At 73.1% G+C, this 23,010-nt stretch carries 5 protein-coding genes (1 of these 5 running past the window's edge); 1 reads left to right on the top strand and 4 read right to left on the bottom strand.

Going from position 1 to position 23,010, the window contains the following annotated elements:
* Positions 1-6: 6 nt before the first annotated feature.
* From OG574_RS51975 to OG574_RS51965, 3 genes are read right to left on the bottom strand one after another with little or no spacing between them, the layout of a single operon-like run.
* Complete coding sequence (locus tag OG574_RS51975) at positions 7-1,257, bottom strand: hydroxymethylglutaryl-CoA synthase family protein (protein ID WP_326779346.1); 1,251 nt, start codon at positions 1,255-1,257, stop codon at positions 7-9.
* Positions 1,254-1,514 (bottom strand): acyl carrier protein, encoded by a 261-nt coding sequence (locus OG574_RS51970; RefSeq protein ID WP_326779345.1) that lies wholly within the window; start codon positions 1,512-1,514, stop codon positions 1,254-1,256. The genes OG574_RS51975 and OG574_RS51970 overlap by 4 nt, the downstream gene beginning before the upstream one ends.
* The gene (locus OG574_RS51965; RefSeq protein ID WP_326779344.1) at positions 1,511-2,479 is read right to left on the bottom strand and encodes an LnmK family bifunctional acyltransferase/decarboxylase; all 969 of its coding nucleotides are present in this window, start codon (positions 2,477-2,479) and stop codon (positions 1,511-1,513) included. Before OG574_RS51965 ends, OG574_RS51970 begins: the two co-directional genes overlap by 4 nt.
* 152 nt (positions 2,480-2,631) lie before the next feature.
* Between OG574_RS51965 and OG574_RS51960 the strand changes: the two genes are divergently transcribed.
* Entirely contained in the window at positions 2,632-3,828 is a 1,197-nt protein-coding gene (locus tag OG574_RS51960; protein ID WP_326779343.1) for an RNA-guided endonuclease InsQ/TnpB family protein, read from the top strand.
* 31 nt (positions 3,829-3,859) lie between these two features.
* Here OG574_RS51960 and OG574_RS51955 read toward each other — a convergent pair whose 3' ends face one another.
* Positions 3,860-23,010, bottom strand: the 3' portion of a protein-coding gene (locus OG574_RS51955) for an SDR family NAD(P)-dependent oxidoreductase (RefSeq protein ID WP_326779342.1). The gene runs 2,881 nt beyond the window's last position; 19,151 of the gene's 22,032 nt are visible here — the last part of the coding sequence; the start codon falls outside the window, past its right edge — the gene reads right to left on this strand; its stop codon occupies positions 3,860-3,862.

Genomic DNA, 23,010 nt, shown 5'->3' with positions numbered 1-23,010 from the left:
CCGGGGTCAGCGCCACGCGTACTGGCGGTGGTAGTCCTTGACGCCGGTGAAGGTGAGGATCTCCGGGCGGTCGCCGACCCGGTCGAGCAGCGGCTCCCATTCGGCCGGGTCCACGGTGCGGTTCTCGACCGGCACCAGGCACTCGAGATTGTGTTCGAGGACCGCCAGGTACTCGTCGAAGGTGATCCGGGCCCGGGCTTCGAGACGCTTGCCGATGCCCTGTTCGGCGACGGTCGCGGCGGACTGCTCGTCGACGATTCCGCTGAAGAACTCCGACGAGCAGCCGGAGCCGTACGAGAACAGGCCCACCCGGCTCGGCGCGGTCACCACACCGGAGTCGAGCAGGCTGGCCAGGGCCAGATACACCGACCCGGAGCACAGGTTGCCGACCGCGCCCGGGTAGATCAGGGACGGGGCGACACGGCGGGCGAAGTCCTCGTCGATCCGCGGCCCGGTGACGCCCTGCTCGCGCATCATCTTGCGGTGCCCGGCCTTGACCAGGCCCGCGAACGGGGTGTGCATGACGAGATGGTCGAAGTCGCGGGTGAAGTCCACATCGGTCACGCGTGCGGCGTAGTCCGCGTACGCGTTCTTCAGGCAGTCGAGATACGCGAAGAGCGAGCGGTCGACATCGGCGATGTCGAAGCGCGGCGACGGCCGGGCCGAGTCGAGGGTCTCGTAGCTGTAGTTGCCGAACGCGCCGAGGTCCATGGCGAGGACGCGGGGCCGGTCGCTCAGGAGCATGGCCGCGGCGCCGTGCCCTGCCGCGGGCTCGGAGTACTCGGCCTTCTCGTCCACCACCGCCACATCCGTGGCGATGACCAGGGCCTTCGCCCCGGGCGAGATCCCGGAGGCCAGATAACCGACCGCGGTCTGCACGGCCGCGGTCGCGCCGAAACAGGCCTGCTTGACCTCGATGAGGCGGCAGTGCCGGTTCAGGCCCAGGTACTTGTGGACGTACGACGTGAGGGACTTGCTGTAGTCGACCCCCGACTCGGTGGACGTCACCACCAGCTCGATCCGGGCGCGCTCCTCGGGCGACAGGGCCTCGATGAGGGGGCGGGCGGCGTTCACGGCGTTGGTGACGGGGTCCTCGATGGGCAGGCCGATGGAGCGCTCGGACATCATGAGGTTGTCGAGGCGCTCGGGGTCGAGGCCGCGGCCCGCGAAGAGGTCCGCGGCGGTGAGGCGGGCCAGACCGCACCACACGTTCAAGGCCTCGATGCCATAGGCCTGTTCGGCACCGGTCGCGGTCATCGCGGGGCTCCGCTCAGAAAGTCGATGAGGCTGTCGATGTCGGGCAGGTCGCTGAAGTCGGACATCGGGGCGTCCACTCTGGTGCGGTCGAGGAGGGCCGCGATGATCTCGACCCGGTCCACGGAGTCGGCCCCCAGGTCCTTCAAATGCCGCTTTCCGCCGATGAGTCGAGGGTCGACACCGGGCAGGATCTCGGTGACGACCTCGACGACGAGCCGGGCCGTCTGTGCCCGCACATCCGGTGGTGCCTGGGTCATGCTTCCCCCTTCGGGTCGTGAGCGTCGTGCTGGGAGTGCTGGGTGTGCAGCGTGCTGACGGCGATGACGCGGCCGCTGTCGCGGTCGCTGATGACGACGTCGACGAGTTCCTCGCCGGGCGTCTCGGTGCTGACCCGGACGCGGGCGCCGAGGGTCAGGACCGAGTCCAGGTCGGCGTTGCCGAGGTAGCACATCTGCTGGTCGACCACGACCCGGCGCAGGAACGCCCGGTCGGAGCGGCCGAGCCGGCGCCACAGGGCGAGCGCGGCCTTGTCGACCATGGAGAAGTACGAGGCGAAGTAGAGGAGTCCGACGCCATTGACGTCACGGACGATGTCCACCGGGTGCTCGACCTCGACCGTGTCGGGCAGCAGACGGAAACCGGGCTCGTCCAGGGCGCGGAAGGTGTGCGCGGTGCGTGCCTCGCGGTACACGGCACGCGGCGAGTACGCGGCCGGCAGCTGCGGCAGCCCGTCATTGCGGAACCCGGGCGGCGAGGACTTCACCAGGTCCTCGTTGCTGCCCGGCGCGGAGCGGGTCACCCAGCGGTTGAAGTTCTCCACATACAGGGACCCGTCCCGCGGCCGCTCGTAGAACTCATGCAGATCCAGGGGGCGTTGGGCGTCCTCGCTGCCCGCCCGGTCGATGCGGTGCAGCGTGAGCACCGACTCGGTGCCCTGGTCGTAGCAGCCCGAGGTCACGGTGAGACGGTCACCGAAGGTGAGCGAGCCGGGGTGCAGCTCCCGTCCGCCGCGCACCCGGAAGTAGTAGAACGCCAGATAGGTGGGGTTGCCCGAGGCGTCGCGGGCCGCGAACACATCGGTGTCGCACTGTGCGCTGACGGTCTCCCAGGTCCAGTCGCCGAGCTGGCCGACGAACAGCGAGCCGGGGCCGCACATGCCGGGCCGCACCGTGACGGCCTGTCTGATCTCGGGCCTGACGTCGAGCGACGAGGTGATGGTCATCGCATACCTCCGTGGATATTCCGCCCTTCAGGGCGGCGAGGAAACGGATTCCTGCGGAGCAGGGCAACGGGCTGCGATTTGCCGTCAGGGTGGATCGCAGCCCTCTGACCCGCAGGTTTGGCCGTAAGTAGTGGGGCGGCTACTTTGTGAGCGTGACCGGGGGCCAGGTGAAGCGGGCGTTCAAGTACCGCTTCTATCCGAGTGATGCGCAGGCAGCGGAGCTGTCGCGCACGTTCGGATGTGTGCGCAAGGTCTACAACATGGCCCTGGCGGCTCGTACCGAAGCCTGGGCGCGGCAGGAGCGGATCAACTACAACCAGACGTCCGCACTGCTCACCGAGTGGAAGAAGACCGAGGAACTCGCCTACCTCGGCGAGGTGTCCTCGGTGCCGCTCCAGCAGACGCTGCGGCACCTGCAGACGGCATTCGCGCACTTCTTCGCCAAACGGGCCCGGTACCCGCGGTTCAAGTCCCGGAAGAAGTCGCGTAAGTCCGCCGAGTACACCACGTCGGGGTTCCGCTTCCGGGACGGCGAGGTCACGCTCGCCAAGATGACGGAGCCCCTGTCGATCGTGTGGTCGCGGCCTCTGCCTCACGGGGCGGCCCCGTCCACGGTGACCGTGTCCCAGGACGCGGCCGGCCGCTGGTTCATCTCGATGCTCTGCGAGGACGCGACTGTTCAGCCCCTGCCCACCTCCGGCACGGCGGTGGGCATCGATGCGGGACTCACCCATCTGCTCACCCTGTCCACCGGCGAAAAGATCGCCAACCCCCGGCACGAGCGGCGGGACCGGACCCGGCTCGCCAGGGCCCAGCGGGAACTGTCCCGCAAGACGCCGGGCAGCAACAACCGGGCCAGGGCCCGCCGCAAGGTTGCCAAAGTGCACGCGAAGATCGCCGACCGGCGCCGGGACCACCTGCACAAGCTGACCACTCGACTCGTGCGTGAAAACCAAACGCTCGTGATCGAGGACCTGACCGTGAGAAACATGGTCAAGAACCACACCCTGGCGCGCGCGATCAGTGACGCGTCCTGGGCCGAGTTCCGGAGCATGCTGGAGTACAAGGCAGCCTGGTACGGGCGGGATGTGGTCGCAGTAGACCGCTTCTTCCCCTCCTCCAAGCTGTGCTCCGCCTGCGGTGCACTCGCCGGGCGCATGCCGCTCAACATCCGCACCTGGACGTGCGAGAACTGCGGAACGACCCACGACCGGGACGAGAACGCAGCGAACAACCTTCTGGCCGCCGGGCTGGCGGCAACGGCCTGTGGAGCTGGTGTAAGACCTCAACGGAGAACTCCGGGCGGGCAATCGACGATGAAGCAGGAAACCCCACGGCGCGAGCCGTAGGAACCCTCTCCCTCCAGGGAGAGTGGGGAAGTCAAGCCGGGTGCTCCTCGAGGAAGGCGGACAGGACGGCGTTGAACTCCTCCGAGCTCGACAGGCTCGGGAAGTGCCCGGCGTCGGGCACCTCGTGGTAGCGGGCGTCGGGAATGGCACCGTGCAGCAGGTGCGCCGTCTTCTGCGGGATGACCGTGTCGTGCCGGCCCTGCACGATCAGCGTGGGCACGGCGATGTCGCCGAGCCGGCCGAGCAGGTCGGGCGCGGCGGCGAACACGTCGAGGTAGCGCAGGCCGGTCTGCGGGTCCATGCTTTCGCAGCGCAGCAGAAGCCGCTCGAAGCGGGCGCGTTCACGGTCCAGCCGCGAGGAACCGCTGAGTGACTGGACCTGGTCGAAGTCCTCCTTGGCCACCAGGGCGAGCCGGTTGACCTCTCCGGCCCGGTTGCCGAGCTTGTACGAGCTGCCGATCAGGGTCAGTGACGCGGTGGACTCCGGGTGGCGCAGGGCGAACGTCTGGGCGGTGATCCCGCCGAAGGACGCGCCCGCCACGTGCACGGGACCCTGGACGCCGAGCCTGCGCAGTGCCCGCAGGCACAGATCCGCGATGCCCTCGTAGCCGAGCTCCTCGCACGCGGTGGTGTCACCCACCCCCGGGTGGTGCACCACGATCACCCGGTAGCGCTCGCTGAGCGCCGCGAACTGGGGGCCGAACAGCCCGGCGCCGATGTTGAAGGGAAGCATCATGAGCAGCGCCGGGCCCGCGCCCGCCGTGAACACCTCGACGTCGCCGCCGCCGTCGCCCGCGGGCAGCCGCAGCAGCACCCGCTCGACATCCGGGTGGTGCTCGCGCAGCACCGCCCAGTTGTCGTTCTCGGCGGTGTGGCCCTCGGCCATCGCCTCCCGGATGTCGTCGGGCACCTGCTCCACCGGGTGGTACGACGCGAGGGCGGCGGGCCCGTCGGAGGCGGCGAGCAGCAGCTCCGGGATCTGCTGTGGGGCGCCGAACAGCGCCGTGAGCCGGGCGGTGAGTTCGTCGGTCTCCCGCTGCCCGAGCCCGACCGGCAGCGCGAGGCGCACCAGGGACGAGGTGCCGGGACCGTCGTCCAGGTGGGCGGCGGCACGGATTCCGGTGTGCAGATACAGCCAGGCGAGGAAGGCGGGCACCGGGTGCTCATGGCCGCGCAGCGCGGGCAGGCGCGCCGTGTCGAGGAGCACGCAGTGCGTGCCGGTGCCCGGGGCGACCGGGGCGCCGGCCGCGGCGAGGGCCTGCCGCAGGTCCGCCACGCGGCGTACCCGTTCGCCGGTCGCCGTCGCGGCCCAGTCGAGGTCGTCGAGCGCGGCGGCCGCGAGCGCGCGGGTGGCACGGCCCGCCTCCGGGCCGCGCAGCGCGATCCGCTCCCGAAGGTGGTGGGCGACGGTCGGGTCGTCGGTGGCGACGATCCCGCCGGTGTCCACGCCGAAGTCCTTGGAGAGGCTGATGGTGACGCTGTCGGCGAGGGAGAGCAGCTCGCGCGCCACGTCGAGCGGATCGCGGCCCGTCTGTGCCGGTTCGTGCGCGGCGATCAGCGCGGCGTTGTCCAGGACACGGGTGGCGTCCAGGACGAGCTGCAGGCCGTGCCGGTCGGCGGTCTCCCGGATGCCGGTGAGGTTGTGCAGGCTGAGCGCGGCCCCGCCCTGCGCGTTGTTGCTGACCTCCACGCACAGGAAGGCGATCCGGCCCGCGTGTTCGGTGAGCAGCCCGTTCAGATGGCCGAGGTCGAGGTCGCCGCGGAAGACACCGTCGTCCGTGGTGGCCGCGCGACGGGCCGGGACGGGCGTGAACCCGTGGTCGAGGTGGCTGAAGTACCAGGTCGGGAACAGCGAGTTGTGCACCACGACGCCCTGCTGCGGCCAGGCCCGGCACAGCGCCGCTTCCGCGGCCCGCCCGGACGTGGTGGCCACGACACACGAGAACGGCAGCAGATCGAGCCCTTCGAGCGTCTGGCCCACGGGACGTCCGGCGGCCCCGGCGTGCAGCCGCGCCGTCCGGGAGTGCACGAAGGGGCGGTCGAGTTCGGCCCAGGAGTCGGTGATCAGGTCGAACTCGACGTCGCCGGAGGCCAGATGGAGCGCGTTCCAGCCGTGGTCCGCCAGCTGCCGCTCACGGCGACGGGCGTCGGCGGGCACCTCGGTTGCCTGGGCCGCGACGGCCGCCGGGGGAGCGGCGGCGGGCTTCGGCCGGGCGGCCGGGGCCTGCCCGGGGGCGGGGGCCTGCTGCGGAGCCGGGGCCGCAGGGACTTGCCACGGAGCCGGCGCTGCAGGGGCCTGCCGCGGAGCCGGGGCTGCCAGGGCGGTCGGGGCCGTGGGGGCGCGGTCGCCGCCCACCTCCGGGTTGGCGATCATCAGGATCAGCCGGGAGACATCGGTGCGCTCCGCGTCCGCGGGCTGGCACAGGTACAGCGGCAGATTCTCCGTACGGAACTTGTTCTTGAAACGCAGGTTGCCGTCACCGGTGAAGATGCCGCGCGAGCGCAGCTCGGTGAGGGCGGCCTCGGCCTCCGGCGCGGCGTTGGGCGACTCGCAGACCTTGGCGCCGAAGCTGCCGCCGAAGCTGAAGACGGTGCAGCCCTCCGCCGCCGTCCGCTCGATGATCTGCACGACGGTGTGGTCGAGGCTGCCGAGCGGCGCGTCCTCGGGATAGAACTCGAGGTCGAGCAGATAGCCGTCCTCGGAGGGAATCTTGGTGACGATGACGGCGCTGACCATCCGGTCGTCCAGATAGGTGAGGAACATCCGGTGCCGTGCGGCGAGAATGCCGCGGCCGATCTCGTCCCGGACAGTCGAGACGTACGGGTTCACCATCTCCTTGGCCGCCGACCACCGGTCGATCAGCGTGGTGATCTCCTGGTCGGTACGCGGGTCGGAGCCGACGGTGTACTCCTCGGTCCGGCACGTGCCGGCCTTCTCGAACTTGCGGACCGCGTAGCGAAGCCGCTGCATCCGGCCGCCTTCGAGGCTGAAGTCCTTGATCCCCTCGAGCCGTTGGAGCGCCCCGAAGGGGGTGGCGGTGAACCGGACGCCGTCCACCTCCTCCAGGCGGATCAGCGAGACGATGTTCGCGGCCAGGCCGTGCGCCTGCCCGTAGCGCACGAACTCCGTGGCCAGGGCGGGCATCTCCTCGGTCGGGCCGACGTAGCTCCAGGTGAGCATGGCGTCGTCCCGGACCGAGAAGTTGAAGTACGCCGTGCGGCCCGCGCCCAGGAAGATCAGCGGGGCGATGTCGCGGCCCGGCAGTCCGCCCTCCCGGCCGTACGCGCTCTCCAGACCGGCCACCGCCGAGGCGAGCTCCGGCTGACCCGCGAGGGCCTTCTTCTCGACCACCAGCGCCCCGCCGGTGTACGGCTCCTGGGACGCGGCGGGCCCGGGCCGGGGCCGGTCCTGCGGCGGGGACGACAGACGACTGGCGGCCTCCGGACCGTGGGTCTCGGCGAGATGCGCGGCCAGCGCGCCGATCGTGGGGTGGTCGAAGAGCAGCGTCTTGCGCAGGGCGCCGAAGACCCGCTCCAGGGAGGCGACGACCCGCAGCATGTCGAAGGAGCCGAAGCCGTTGTCGACGAAGGACTTGGCGGGGTCGGCGGTGCGGCCGAGCTCACGCTCGATGACGTCCTGTACCAGGTCCTCCAGTGACGCGGAGGACTGCTGCGGTGCCTCGGCCATGACCGGCTCGGCGGCGGGAGCGGCAACGGCGGGGCCGACCAGTGGCGCGACGAACTCGGTGAGCTTGCCGATGGTGTCGTAGTTGTAGAGCTCGGTGGCCTTGAGGTCCAGGCCGAAGGCCTCGTTGAGCGTGCGGACGAGGTCCATGCGGTAGATGGAGTCGAGGCCCAGCTCGCCGAAGGGGGCGTCGTTCTCGATCTCCTCGGGCGGCATGCCCAGGATCTTGGACAGTTCACCGCGCAGCAGGCCGACGACGGTGGAGGCGGCCGCCGCCTCGGGGAGGGCCGGGGGCGGTACGTCGGCCCGGACCGGCTGCGGTGCCGTCGTGGCGGGAGCCGGAGCCGGAGCCGGCGGCGCGGGAACGGGTTCCCGAGTCGGCGCAGACGCCGTGGCACCCCCCGCACTCCTCGGCGCCGCGAGGCGGATCTTGGGACCGCGGCGCGTCGGTTGCGCCTCGCTGCGGGCTGTCATGGTGGCCTCCTTGCGTGCGGGTACGGCGGGCGCCGTCGGTTCGGCATCCGGGGTGGGGAACCAGTGGCGTGTGCGGGCGAACGGCGCCGTGGGCAGCGGGACACGTCCCGGGGCCTTCGGCCACCAGGTGTGCCACGGCACGTCGGCGCCCTCGCACCACGACTTCCGCAGCAGCGCGGGGTCCTCGTCGCTCTGCACGGAGGGAGCGTCACGGCGGGCCGTTCCGGTCGCCGCGTGGTCCGGCAGCTTCCCGGCGGCGAATGCCTCCAGGGCGCCGATCAGCTCGTCACGGTCCCGCACCCGGACGGCGAAGCGGTGCCGGTGCCCGGTCCGGCCCGTCTGCAGCGTGTAGGCGACCCGCGCCAGATCGGCCTCCGGCGTGCGGGCCAGGTGCCGGGCGAGCCGTGCCGCGTAACCCCGCAGATCGTCCGGGTCGCCGGCGGACAGCGGCACGGTGTGCGGGGCGAAGTCCTGTACGGCGGGCGCGGTCCGCGCCGGGTACGCCTCCAGCACCACATGGGCGTTGGAGCCGCCGAAGCCGAACGAGCTGACCCCGGCCCGCAGCACCTGCCTGCCGTCCGGCGTGAGGGCGGGCTCCCACGGGCGGTGGCGGTCGTTGACCGTGAACGGCGTGCCGTCGAGCCGCAGATACGGGCTGAGCCGGCGCAGATGCAGGCTCGCGGGCAGCGCGCGGTGGCGCATGCTCTGCACCACCTTGAGGACGCCCGCGATCCCGGAGGCCGTCTCCAGGTGACCGATGTTGGTCTTCACCGCGCCGATGGCGATCCGCCCGGTGTCCGGCACGGCCTCGCCGCGCTCCTCGTGCAGCGTCGTGAACGCCTTCTTCAGGCCCTCGATCTCGATCGGGTCGCCGAGCCGGGTACCGGTGCCGTGCGCCTCGATGTACGTGATGGTGTCCGGTTCCACCCCGGCCTCGCGCACGGCGGCGGCCACGACCCTGGCCTGGGACTCGGGGTTGGGCGCGGTCAGGGAGTTGCTGCGGCCGCCGTGGTTGACGGCGGTTCCCTTGACCACCGCGTAGATGTGGTCACCGTCGGCCTCGGCCCGGGCCAGCGGCTTCAGGAGGACCGCGCCGACGCCCTCACCGCGGACATAGCCGTCGGCGTCGGCGTCGAAGGTCTTGCAGCGGCCGTCCGGGCTGAGCATGCCCGACTGGGTGAAGGACTCCAGCAGACCCGGGGTCAGAATGACGTTGACGCCACCCGCGACGGCCAGCTCGCACTCGCCGTCCTGGATGGCGCGCAGGGCGCGGTGGATCGCGACCAGGGAGCTGGAACAGGCGGTGTCGACGGCCTCGCTGGGACCGTTGAGGTCGAAAAGGTACGAGACCCGGTTGGCGAGGACGGAGTGGGCGATACCGGTGGCGGTGTGCGCCTGTACCGCGACGCCGTTCTCCTTGAGCAGGTCGTCGTAGTCATGGGTGGCGACCCCGACGAAGAGGCCGCACGGGGCGCCCGCGAGGTCGGCCGGACGGTAGCCCGCGTCCTCGAACACCCGCCACGCGGTCTGCAGGAAGAGCCGCTGCTGCGGGTCCATCAGGGCGGCCTCGTTGGGCGAGATGCCGAAGAGGCGGGCATCGAAGGTGTCGACGGAGTCGAGGAAGCCGCCGCGCAGCTCGCGGGTGGCCGGGTTGGCGCGGATCGCGGTGCGGTCCTTCGGCACCGGCCGCACCAGGTCGACGCCGCCCGCGAGGTGCTCCCAGAACTCGTCGGCGTCCGCCGAGCCGGGGAACACCCCGGCGATCCCGATGACGGCGATCTCGGCGCGGCCGGCCGGTGCCGGTGCGGGTGCCGGTGAGGTGGTCACTGCGGTCACGGTCGGGACCGATGGCGCAGGAGACGCGGGGACGACCGGTGACGCGGGGGCCGGGGCGGGTGCGCCGTCGGACACGGCCGGCTCGTCGCGTACTTCCGTGCGCTCGGCCGGGCTGTCCGGCGCGTAGTGCAGGGCCAGTTCCGCGGCGTGGTGCTGCGTCAGGTACTCCGCGAACGAGACCAGGTCGGGGCACTCGAACAGGACCGTGGGCAGCAGGTCGAGGCCGAAGCGTTCGTTGACCTTGTTGACCAGCTCGGTGAGCGTGATCGAGTCGAATCCCAGCTCCAGCAGTTCGGCCGCCACGTCGACCTCCGAGGGGTCCACGAGCAGGAACCCGGAGGCCAGCACCCGCGCCTCGTGCTCCACGAGCTCCCGCAGTGCCGCCACGTCCATGGCGGGCGACGCCTGCCGCGCGGCAGCGGGCCGCGGCGCTGTGGCCGGGGCCTCCGCCTCACGCCGTACCAGCGACTCCACCACGCACAGGGCGGGCAGTTCGCAGGCGAGTCCCCGGACGAAGGCCTCAAGACCCGCGTGGGTGCTCAGCGGCACCATGTCCCAGGTGCGGGCGAACATCTCGCGGGTGGCGTCGTCCACCGTCATCCCGCCGTCGGCCCACAGCGGCCAGCCGATCGACAGGCTGCGCCCGGACCGCAGCCCGGCCGCGCGCATGCCGTCGCGGCGGGCGGCGAAGGCGTTGAGGAACGCGTTCGCGTACGCGTAGTCGGCCTGCCCCAGGTTCCCCGACTCGCCGGACATCGAGGAGAACAGGACGAAGAAGTCCAGCGGCTGGTCCGCGGTCGCCGCGTCCAGGTGCACGGTCCCGGACACCTTCGGCGCGAGGACCTCGTCGAGCTCCCGCGCCGTCTTCTTCACCGCCCGGGCGTCCCGGGTCACGCCCGCGGAGTGCAGCACACCGCGCAGCGGCCCGAACTCGGCGCTGACGGACGCCACCAGGCGCTCCACGGACGCCGCGTCCCGCAGGTCGGCGGGCCGGTGCAGCACCCGGGCCCCGTCGCCGTTCAGCTCGGCGATGCGGCGGGCGGCATCGTCGCCCGGCTGCGAGCGGCCGACCAGCACGATCGTGGCGTCGTCCGGTGCCCGCCCGGCCAGGTAGGCCGCGAAGTGCAGACCGAGCGCGCCCGCGCCGCCGGTGATCAGATAGGTGCCGCCCGCCCGCGGCGCGAAGTCGCACAGACCGGCGGCCGGCGGCTCGAACGGCTCCAGGTTCTTCTCGCTGCGGCCACCGTCGGCGGCGTACGAGACCTCGACGGCACCCGGCCGCGCGGCGCGCAGTTCGGCGACGACCGCGTCCGTGCCGACGCCGCCCGCGGGCAGCTCCACGCGTACGCCGCTGAACCTGCTGTGTTCGAGGCCGAGGGTGCGCAGCGTGGCGCCGACCGCGATGTGCAGGGGCTCGGCGCCCTGTGCACCCGCGCGGTGGGCGAACACGACGCGCAGGCCGGGGCGTTCGGGCCTGCCCAGCACGGCCACCGCGGACCACAGGACGAACGGCAGGACCGACTCACCGCTGTCGACGTCCTGTCGGTGGATGTCGGCTTCCGCTTCGTCGGCCAGGTGTACGACGGCATCCGGCAGCAGCCCGCGCCCCGCGAGGTCCTCGATCAGCCGGGTGTGCTCGGCCGGCTCGGTGCCGCGCAGGATGTACGCGGCGTGGGGGCCGGCGTCGCTGCGGGCGAAGGCCGGGCCGTCGGACGCGCACACCACGGTGCTGCCCGCGGCCGTCAACTGCCCGGCGAGCTCCAGGCGTTGGGGCGTCTCGGCGCCGCACAGGAGCACGGTGCCCGGCGCCTGCTGGCCGGCGGGCAGAGGCGCGGGCGTCCACACCGGTGCCAGGTAGCGGGTACGGGTCTCGGGCGCGCCGCCTCCGGCGCGCGGGGCGATCTCCAGGCCGTCCACGGCCTGCAGGACCCGCCCGGTGCCGTCGGTGAGCCGGATGTCGAACCGGCGCCGGCCGCCCGTCCCGCCCTCGGCCGTGACCTCCCTGACGTAGGCCCAGCTGTCCGCGGGCAGTGCGCCATGGGCCCGTATCTCCCCCATGCCGACGGGCAGATACGACTTGTCCGCCGCGCACAGGCTCGACACCGCTTGCAGCGCGCCGTCGAGGAGCGCGGGGTGCAGGGCGTGGGCGGGGCCGACGCGGCGCATCAGGCGGCTCAGGCTCAGCCGGGCCAGACACTCACCGGTGCCCGTCCACAGGTCCGCGACGGTGCGCAGGGGGCGGCCGTACTCCAGGCCCGCGCGGGCGAACGCGTCGTAGAACTCGCAGGGGTCGGGGCGCCCGGTGCTGCGGTCCCGCACGGCGGCCAGGTCGATGCCGGCGTCGTCGGCGCAGGGGCCCTCGGTGAGGGTTCCCCGGGCGACGGTGGTGCCGGACGGGCCGCCCGCGGTGATCCGGAACGAGGTCCCGGTGCCGTCGTCGGTGAAGCCGACCGTCACCCGGTCGGTCCCGGCGTCCAGGTCGACGGGCGTCAGCCAGCGCACGGAGCCGAGCCGGAAGGGGAATTCGGCCCCCGCGGAGCCGTCCGCGCCGGGACAGGCCTCGCGGGCCACTTCCAGGAGCGACACCCCGGGCACCCAGCGGGCACCGGAGATCCGGTGATGCGCCGCGAGGGCGAGCGCCGGGTGGGTGGCCCCGCGCTCGGCCGTGACGTCGGCCGCGGGGCCGCCTTCGTCGCGATCGTTGTCCTCGACCGGCTGCACGAGGTCGGGCACCGGGACGGGCACCGCGACGGGGCGTTCTGCGGCTACGGGTTCGGGGCCGGCCGGCTCCGGAGAGGGGAGGCGGGTCGAGGCCGGTTCGGGGGCCGCCGGCTCCGAACCGGACAGCGGCTCCTCGGCCGGACGGCCGCCGCTCGCAAGCTCCGGCGCCAGATGGTGCGGGTCGGAGGTGATCCAGTGGCGGCTGCGGTTGAAGGGATACGTCGGGAACGCGACCTTGCGGACCGGGCGTCCCGCGTCCGCCGTACGCCAGTCGACCCGGCCCCCGAGCGTCCAGTGCTCCACGGCGTCCGCCCAGCGGCGCCCGGCCAGGGCGGCGGCGAGTTCCTGGGCACCGAGCCCGCTGCCGGCCCCGCCCTTGCGGGCCGTGCCGGTGGTCACGCCCTCGCCCGCCGCCCCGGTCGCGGCGAACTCCCGCAGCCGGGCGGCGAGTTGTATGTGCGATGCGGCCGTCACCGCGAGGCGCTCGGGCAGCTCGCGCCGCCCCACCCTGCTCGTGTGCGCCAGGTCGGCGAGCCGGACACGCGCGCCTTCGGGGCCGGCCACGAAGTCGGCGACACGCCCCGCGTGCCGGGCGAGGGTTTCGCGGTCGAGCGCCGAGAGCACGAACAGCTCCGGCTCCTCGGCACCAGCGGCGCCCATGGTGTCCTCGGCGTCCCGCGGGTCCTGGCCGGTGTACTCCTCCAGGATCATGTGTACGTTCGCTCCTCCCGCTCCGAACGAGCTGATGCCGGCCCGCCTCGGCCAGCTGCGCTCCGCGCCGTCCACACCGGCGACCGGACGGTCCCAGGGCTCGGCGGTGCGCTGCGGCCCGAACGGCGAACCCGCGAAATCGATCTTCGGGTTGAGACGGTCCAGATGGATGGTGGGCGCCAGAGCGCGGTGCTTGAGCTGGAGCAGCACCTTCGTCACGGCGGCGATACCGGCCGCGCCCTCCAGGTGGCCAATGTTGGACTTCACCGATCCGACGGCGCAGTAGCCGTCGTCGGTGGCGCCCGCGGCGCGGAACGCCTTGGTCAGACCGCCCAGTTCGATGGGGTCGCCGAGCGCGGTGCCGGTGCCGTGGGCCTCCACGTACGACACCGTCCGCGGGTGCACGCCGGAGCGGCGCAGTGTCCGCTCCACGAGCCGGGCCTGGGCGTTGGGGTTGGGCACGGTGTAACCGCTCACCTTGCCGCCCGCGTTGCTGAACGCGCCCTTGACGACCCCCCAGATGGTGTCGCCGTCGGCCTCGGCCTGCGCGAGCGGCTTGAGGAGCACCGCGCCCGCGCCCTCGCCGGGGACGAATCCGTCGGCGCCGTCGTCGAAGACGCGGCAGGCATCGGCGGCGGAGAGCATGTTGCGGGCGCACAGGGCCGCGAAGTGGGCCGGGTGCAGGATCAGGTTCGTACCGCCCGCGATCGCCATCCGGCTCTCACCGCGGCGCAGGCTCTCGCAGGCCAGCTGGATGGCGCTGAGCGCGGACGAGCAGGCGGAGTCGACGGCGAGGCTCGGGCCCTGCAGGTCGAATGTGTAGGAGACACGGTTGGCCATCGACCAGTACGCGGAGTGGCCGGTGGCGTAGCGGCCCTCGGGCCAGTCGGTGGCCGCCGCGAGGAGGCCGTACTCGCCGTACATCAGCCCGGCGAAGACACCGGTCTGCGGTTCGTGCGTGTACGTGCCGAGGTATCCGGCCGTCTCCAGGAGCTCCCAGCAGCTCTCCAGGAACAGCCGCTCCTGCGGGTCGATGTCGGCCGCGTCGCGCGGCAGGATGCCGAAGAGCGGGGCGTCGAACATCTCGATGTCCTCGAGGAAGCCGCCCCAGCGGCTGTAGCTGCGGTGCTTGCGGCTCTTGTCCGGGTCGAAGTTGCGGCGCCAGTCCCAGCGTTCGGACGGAATCTCGGTGATGCAGCTGCGGCCCTCGGAAAGATTGCGCCAGAACGCCTCCAGGTCGGGGGACTGGGGGTAGCGGCCCACGACGCCGATGACGGCGATGTCGAGAGGATCCGCGGGGTCGTCGCCGGCCGGGGTCCGCACCGCCGCTGCGGGCTCGGGCTCGGGTTCGGGTTCGGGTTCGGGTTCGGGTTCCTGGACGTCGACGGGGACGGAAACGGGGATGGGGGCGGGGACATCGACGGAAACGGGGGCGGGGACGGGAGCCGAGGGCTGGTCCTGGGCCGCCGCCGGAGCCCCGCCCAGGACCCGGGCGAGCCGCTCCCCGTGCTCGGCGCTCAGGTACTCCGCGATGCTGTCGATGCTCGTGTACTCGAAGAGCAGGGTCTGCGGCAGATCGCCCAGGTCCTGCTCGAGGCGGTCGACTATGTTGAGGCTCACCAGCGAGTCGACCCCGAAGTTCTCGAGGGTCACCGCCGGATCCAGGTCCTCGGCACGGTACTTGAGCACCTCGGCGAACACGCCGGTCACATAGGACCGCACGGACTCGGGCGACTGCTCGTCCGCGGCACCGTCCGGTGACGCGTCGCCGGAGTCCTCGACGGGCCGCTCCGCCACGACCAGGGACTGCTCCAGCTCGTCGGCGGGTACGCCCGGCAGACCGCCGGTGCGCACGGTGCGCAGCCCGGCCGCCGCCGCGCTCTGCCGCCACTGGACCGGGGCGAGCAGCGGTGAGTGCGGCAGCCTGCACTGTGCGTCCTCGTACATCCACCAGCCGGTCGTCAGACCGAACGTGAGCGTGAGGAACTCGGAGAAGCGGGTGATCTCGTTGACGAGGACCAGTCCGCCCGGCCGCAGCAGGGTGCGGATGTTGCGCAGGGTGCGCTCCATGTCCGGCGTGGCGTGCAGCACATGGGTGCCGAGCACCACGTCGTACGAGGCGGCCTCGATGCCCTGCTCCACCGGATCGCGGGAGATGTCGAGGGTGTGGAAGGCCAGTTGCGGATAGGTGGGGCCGAACTCCCGCTCGCCGTGGCGCAGGAAGGCCGGGGAGATGTCGGTGTAGCAGTAGTGGGCCCCGGCGTCCGCGGCAGCCAGGGCGGCCAGCACGGTACGGGAGCTGGCTCCCGTACCCGCCCCGATCTCCAGGACCCGGACCGGGCGGCCCTCCTGGGCGCGCACGCGGCGGGCGGCGTCGGCCACCTCGTCGGCGAGCAGCCGGTTGTAGTGGTCGGCGATGGGCTGGCCCTTGTAGATGGGCTCGACCAGGGCCACGGAGCCCTTCGGGAACAGCACGTCCATCGGGTTCCTGCGGCCCGCGAGGACCTCTCCCAGGGCGCCGAGGGTGCGTTCCAGAAGAGTGACGTGACCGCTCATCTCCGGGTAGAGCGCGGCGACTTCGGCGCCCTCCACGCGGGCCCCCGGTGCCGCCGACGGCTCGGCGAACGTGAGGGTGTCCGCGTCGCCCGTCACCGCTCCGCAGGACCGCAGGATGCTCAGGGCGGCGTCGAAGAGGCGGCGGTGCCGGCGGACCACGCCGAGCCGGGAGGCGAGTTCGTCGGCCGTGATCCGCTCGCCGGGCCGGGGCACGCCGTCCAGGCGCGGGAAGGTGCGGCGCAGCAGATCGCGGCTGAACGCCTCGACCGCGGCGAACGCCTCCTGCGCCCGGGCGAACACTTCCTCGTCACCGCCCTGGACGGCGGCGCCGGACACCACCTCGGCCGCGGGGGACGCGGCCACGGCGTCCTGGCCCTGGTCCTGCGTGGGGGCAGGGGCGGGGGCGATGACCCGGGTGAGCTGCTCGCCGTGTTCCTGGCGGAAGTACCCGGCGACCTGGTCGATCGTCATGTACTCGAAGAGCAGGGTCTGCGGCAGGTCGCCCAGGTCCTGCTCGAAGCGGTCGACGATGTTGAGGCTCACCAGGGAGTCCACGCCGAACGTCTCGAAGGTGGCCTCCGGGTCGAGCGCCGCGCTCTCGTACTTGAGGACCTCCGCGAACACCCCGGCGACGTAGGACCGCACGGCCTCGGCCGACAGCCCGTCCGCACCGGCAGCCACCGGGTCCGGGACCGCGACCTGGGCCGGGGCCGGGGTCGTGGTGGCCGGGCCGGGCGCGGCACTCGCCGCGATCGGCGACGTACGGGCCGGCCCTTCTCCCTCGGGCGTACCCGCGACCCGGATGCCCATGGCGGGCAGCGCCGCGCGGTCCGCCTTCATCGCGAGGGTCTGCGGCAGCCGCCCCGCGATGATCCGGCGCAGCACCGCCATGCCCTCGGCAGGTTCGACGGAGCCGACGCCGAGACGGGCGAAGGCCGCCCGCATCCGGTCGTCGGCGACCGCGCCGACGCTGCCCCAGAAGCCCCAGTTGACGACGGACACCGGGTAGTCGTGCCGCCGGTCGAGCCACTGGACGTAGGCGTCCTCGAAGGTGCTCGCGGCCGCGTAGTTGGCCTGACCGCCAGCCTCCACGAAGGACACCGCGGAGGAGAAGACCAGCATGAAGTCCAGCGGCTCGGCCCCGAAGACGCGGGCGAAGGCGGTGACTCCGGCGACCTTGGGCGCGAGCCCGGCGAGGAAGTCCTCCTCGTCCATGAGGGCGATGGTGCGGTCCCGCAGGTCGAGCGCCGCGTGCACGGCGCCGTCGACCTGCCCGAACCGGGCGTGTACGGAGTCGAGCCCCCGGCGCAGTGCCTCCTCGTCGGCGACATCCGCCTGCACGTAGAGGACCTGACCGCCCAGCGCGGCGATCTCCTGGGCCTTGGCCCGGTGTTCCGGGGCCTCGGGGCTGCGGCCGATCCACACGAGGCGGGCCCGGGCGATCCGGGCGAGCAGCCGGCTGAGCGCGAAGCCGATGCCGCCGGCGCCGCCGACGATCACATACACGCCGCCCTCGCGGAAGGGCTCCGTGCCCCGGGGCGCGGCGGGGCGCAGCGGCTCGAAGACGCGCTCCAGCCGCTCCTCGCCGCGCAGCAGCACCAGCGGTTCGGTGCCCGGCTCGGCCACGATCCGCTCGGCCGCGCGCTCGGCACCGACGGTGCCGCCGTCCGCGCCGACATCGACACAGGCGACGCTCCAGCGCGGGCACTCCGACTCGATCGCACGGGCCAGGCCGAGCACTCCGGCGGCGTGCGGACGCACGGGCTCGGTCATGTCCTCGGGGTCCGCCGGTACGGCGCCCGCAAGCACGATGCGCAGGGCGATGCGGTCACGGGCACGGCCCGCCGCGAGCATCCGCTTGACCAGGCGGAACAGGTCAAGGGCGGTGCGGTCCGCCTCGGCGGGCCCTTCGGCGTCGCCGGTGCGGGCCACGAAGTAGACGGTTTCCAGGGGCTGTTCGAGTACCGCGTACGGGTCCGGCGCCGCGTCCTGCGCGCCGGACAGCGCCACCAGGCCGGGGCCCGTGCGGGCCGCGAGCGCGGCGGCCAGGGTCGTCGAGTCGGCGGTGTGGACCACCACCGTACGGCCGCCCGCGGGCGTGTTGCCGGGCTGCGGCAGGGGAGCGGGGCGCCACACCGGCCGGTACATCATGGAGTCGACCGGGTTGTGCTGCGCCCGCAGGGCGAGGCCCTCGTAGCGGACACAGACCCGCCCGGACCGGTCGGCCAGGCGCACCGTGTAGCGGTGCTTTCCCGCACGGACGACATGGGCGAACGCGGGGACGGCCGTCGCGTCGACGACCTCGACCGTCTCGACGGAGAACGGCACCAGGGTGGCGTCGTTGCCCCCTTCCAGGGCGGCGATGGTCTGCTGGGCGCCGTCGAGCAGGGCGGGGTGCAGGGCGAACCCGCCGCTGTCCGGGGTGGTGCGCAGCGTGCCGAGCACCTCGTCGTCACCAAAGGTGATCTTCTCCAGGACCCGGAAGGACGGGCCGTAGGCGATCCCGCCGGAACGGAAGTCGTCGTAGAACCGCTCGGCGCGGACCTCGTACGGACAGCGGGCGGCGATCTCCGCGACATCGAGGGTCTCGGGCGACGCGGCCGGGGCGGCGGCGTCCTGGGCATCGGGGCGCACCGTGAGCGAGCCACGGGAGCAGACGGTCCCGTCGTCACCGGTGGCCAGGGCGAAGCGGTACCCCTCGCCGTCCGAGGTCAGGGTGAGCCGCAGCGTGCCGGCGGCCTCGGCGTCGATCAGCCGCAGCCACTGCACGCCGTGCAGCCGCACGGTGCCGCGCAGGCCGCAGCGCCGGGCCGCGGCCACCGCGAGGTCGAGCCCGGCGGCGCCGGGCAGGACCGGCCGGTCGCCGATCCTGTGGTGGTCGAGCACCCAGTGCGCGGCCGGCACGGGCACCGGGAAGCGGGCGCCGTCCGGGTCGCCGGGCGCCCCGGAGACAGCACCGAGCAGAGGGTGGGGAGTCAACTGCGGTGACTGGCCCGGGAGTTCGGCGCGGGACGTGGCGGGTGCCGTGGCGGGCACGGCGGTGCGGTCGGTGTCCGGGAGTGTGATCCAGTGCCGGTCCCCGCCGAAGGGGTACGTCGGCAGTGGCACCCGGCGCGGCCGGTCCCCGTACGACAGGGACTGCCAGTCGAGGTCCTGGCCCGCGGCATAGGCGGCGGCCAGGCGCTCCAGGGCGGCGACACGCTCGGCGGGCGAACCCGACCCGGCGCGGCCCGCGAGCTCGGCGCGGGTCTGCTCGTCCAGGTCGCCGGCCGCGGCCCCCTGACCGGTGCGGAAGCAGCCCGGGGCCTGGGCGCCGGACTGCAGCAGGCGGAGCCTGCGGCGCAGTTCGGGCACGTTCCGGGCGATCACGGCGGCCCGCACCGGCAGATGGGCGCGGCCGACGCCGAGCGTGAAGGCCAGGTCGGCCGGGGTGACGCCGTCCAGGTCACTGTCGGCGAGCCGCAGCAGCAGCCGGTCAAGGGCCGCCCCGTCGCGGGCGGACACCGCGAACAGCCGCTCCTGGTCGGGCTCTTCGGGGCGGGCCTGCGGCTCGGGGGCCTGCGCGAGAACGGCGTGCGCGTTGGTGCCGCTGAAGCCGAAGCTGCTGACCGTGGCGATCCGCTGACCGCCGGGACCCGGCTCCCACTCCTGGCGGTCCCGGACCACGAAGAAGGGGCTGGATTCCAGCTCCGTCTTCGGGTTCGGGGTGTCGAAGGCGGGCGCGGGCGGCAGCTCGCGGTGGCGCAGCGCGAGCAGCGTCTTGAGCAGGCCCGCGATCCCCGCGGCCATGGTGGTGTGCCCGATGTTGGCCTTCACGGTGCCGATGCCGCAGTAGCCGCTGCGATCGGTCGAGCGGCGGAACACCTCGGTCAGGGCCCGCACTTCGATCGGGTCGCCGAGCGCGGTACCGGTGCCGTGCGCCTCCACGTACCCGATGTCGTCGGCGCCCACCCCGGCCCTGCGGTGCACGTCCGCGATGAGCGCGGCCTGCGACAGGGCGCTCGGCGCGGTGATGCCGTTGGTGCGGCCGTCGCCGTTCACCCCGGTCGCCTTGATGACGCCGTGGATGTGGTCCCCGTCGGCGACGGCCCGGTCCAGGCGCTTCAGTACGACGGCGCCCACGCCCTCGCCGAGGACGGTGCCGTCCGCCGACGCGTCGAACGGCACACAGGTGCCGCGCGGCGACAGCATTCCGACCTTGCTGGCCCTGACGTGCAGCTGCGGGGTGACCATGAGGGCCACACCGCCCGCGAGGGCCATGGCGCACTCACCGCGCCGGATGCTGTCGGCGGCCAGGTGCACGGCCACGAGCGAGGACGAACAGGCCGTGTCCACGGCCATGGTGGGTCCGTCCAGATTCAGGAAGTAGCCGATCCGGGCGGGCAGCAGCGAACTGGTGGTGCCGAGGAAGGCATGGCCGGTGTCGGCCCGGCCCGCCTCGGTGAGCAGCGTCGAGTAGTCGCCGGGCGCACAGCCGACGAACACCCCGCAGGAGGTGCGGTCGTCGGCGCCGACCGCGTACCCGGCGTGCTCGAGTGCCGCCCAGGACTGCTCGAGGAACAGCCGCTGCTGGGGGTCCATCACCTCGGCCTCGAGCGGCGAGTGGTTGAAGAACGCCGCGTCGAACCGGCCCACCTCGGGCAGCATGGCCGCCCACTTGCTGTAGGTCCTGTCGGGGACGAGACGGTCGGCGTCGAAGACGGGGCCGACGTCCCAGCGCTGCGCGGGCACTTCGGTGAAGCTGTCACGCCCGGCGGCGATGTTCTCCCAGAAGGCGTCCAGGTCCTCGGCCCCGGGGAAGCGCCCCGACATGCCGATGACGGCGATGTCGTCGCAGGTGTCCGGGGACGCGGCCGGCTCGGGTATGGGTGCGGGCAGGGCGGCGGCCTCGGGTGCCGCCGGTTGTGCGACGGCCGGTGCGGCCTGTGGCCGCGGCGCCGGGCTCCGCCGGTGCAGTTCCCTGACGTGCTCGGCGAGCCGGGGCACCGTCGGGTGGTCGAAGAGCGTCACCGGGTCCATCTCCAGGGCGAAACGTGCGCCGAGCTGCTCGACGATCTCCACGGCGCCGACCGAGTCCACGCCCATCTCGTTGAAGGACAGCCGGTGGTCGACCTCGTCCCGCTCGAGATAGAGCCGCGTCCGGACCGCGTCCACCACGGCCCACAGCACCTCCTGCGGGTCGAGTCCGGGCCGCTCCTCCCGCACCTCCGGCAGGTCTGCTTGGTCAACCGGAGCCGCAGGCCCGGCAGTTGAAGCCTGCGCCGTCTCGACCGGCTCCCGGCTCTCGCCGGTCTCCTGCGCGCTGCGCCAGCCGCCGATCCAGTACGAGCGCTCGTCCAGGGGGTGCGCGGGCAGCGGGACGCGACGTGGCCGTACGCCGTCGCCGGCGCGGCAGTCGTCCCACTCCACCGCGGCCCCGTCGGCCCAGGCGCGGGCGAGCTCGGACAGCCGGCCGAGGCGGAACAGCTCGGCGGCCCGCTCAAGTCGCACGGGCTCCGTGTCGTCTTCGGCGCGGCCCGTGAACACGCCCTCGCCGGGCTCGTCGCCGTCCAGGAACGCCGCCAGCCTCCGGCGCAGCTCCTCCGGTTCACCGCAGACGACGGCGAGCCTGACGGCGAGCGGGGAACGCCCGACCCGCAGCGTGTGCGCGATGTCCGCGAGCGGCTGCGCGTCCGGCCGGGAGGCGAGCGCCGCGGCCGCGGCCAGTTCGGTGACCGACGCCTGCCCGGACAGCGGCACCCCGGCGGGCAGGCGCCCCTCGACGCGGCGGCCGAGCTCGGCGAGTGCCAGGCGGTCGACCCCGAGGTCGGCCAGGTTCTCCCGCACGTCCACGGCGTCCACGGGCACGTCCAGGAGCGCGGCCACCTCACCGGTGAGCAGCGCCGTCGCCTCGTCCGCCGAGCTCCCGACCGGGCCCGGACCGTCCAGGTGGCGCAGCTGGCGGCGTACCACCTCGCGCAGCGTCCGCTCGTCCTTGGCGGAGAACACGAACAGCTGCGGACCCGCCACAGGGGTGGCCGGCGCGGGCGGCGCGCTCTCCAGGAGGACATGGGCGTTGGAGCCACCGGCGCCGAACGCGCTCACTCCGGCGCGCAGCACCGTGCTGCCCGGTCGAGGCACCCAAGGGGTCCGGGTCCGCTGCACGGCGAAGGGGGTGGCCGCGAAGTCGATGTGCGGGTTGGGCTGTTCGCTGTGCAGCGACGGCACCAGCTCCCGGTGGCGCATCTGGAGCAGCACCTTGGTGACGGCGGCGATACCGGCCGCGCTCTCCAGATGCCCGATCCCGGACTTCACCGAGCCGATGGCGCAGCTGCCCGGGGCGAGCCCCGCGTCCGCGAACGCCTGCCTCAGCCCCTCGATCTCGATCGGGTCGCCGAGCGCGGTGCCGGTGCCGTGCGCCTCGATGTAGCCGACGCTGTCCGCGGCGACACCGGAGCGGTCCAGCGCGTCGGCGATCAGCGTGGCCTGCGCAGTGGGGCTCGGCACGGTGAAACCGCTGGTGCGCCCCGAGTGATTGAGGAACGAGCCCTTGATCACCGCGTGTACGTGGTCCCCGTCGGCTAGCGCGTCGGCCAGCGGCTTGAGCAGCACCGCGCCCACGCCCTCACCGGGCACGTAGCCGTCGCCGTCCGCGCCGAAGGCGCGACAGCGCCCGTCCGACGACAGGAACCGGCCCTGAGCGAGCTGCAGATACTTCTGCGGGTGCGCGGCGACGTTGACGCCGCCCGCGACGGCCAGTGCGCACTCACCGCGCCGGATGCTCTCCACGGCCAGGTGCAGTGACGTCAGCGACGACGAGCAGGCGGTGTCCACCGCCATGCTGGGCCCGGACAGATCCAGGCAGTACGAGAGCCGGTTGGCGACGGAGCAGTGCAGGGCGGTCGGCGCGACGGGCTCGGCACTGCCGTCCGTACACAACTGGTAGTGGTTCCACATGACACCGGCGAAGACCCCGACCCGGGTGCGGGCCAGTTCTTCCGGGCGGTAGCCGGCGTTCTCGACGGCCTGTCGGCCGACGGTGAGGAACAGCCGCTCCTGCGGGTCCATCAGCTCGGCCTCGCGCCGCGAGATGCCGAAGGAGGCCGCGTCGAACCGGTCGACGCCGTCGAGGAACCCGCCCCGACGCCCGTACGTGCGGCCCTCCTTGCCCCGCTCCGGGTCGTAGTACGCCGCGTGGTCCCAGCGGTCCGCGGGCACCT

Source organism: Streptomyces sp. NBC_01445, assembly GCF_035918235.1.
Lineage (GTDB): Bacteria > Actinomycetota > Actinomycetes > Streptomycetales > Streptomycetaceae > Streptomyces.
This window is presented reverse-complemented; position numbering and strand designations above follow the sequence as displayed.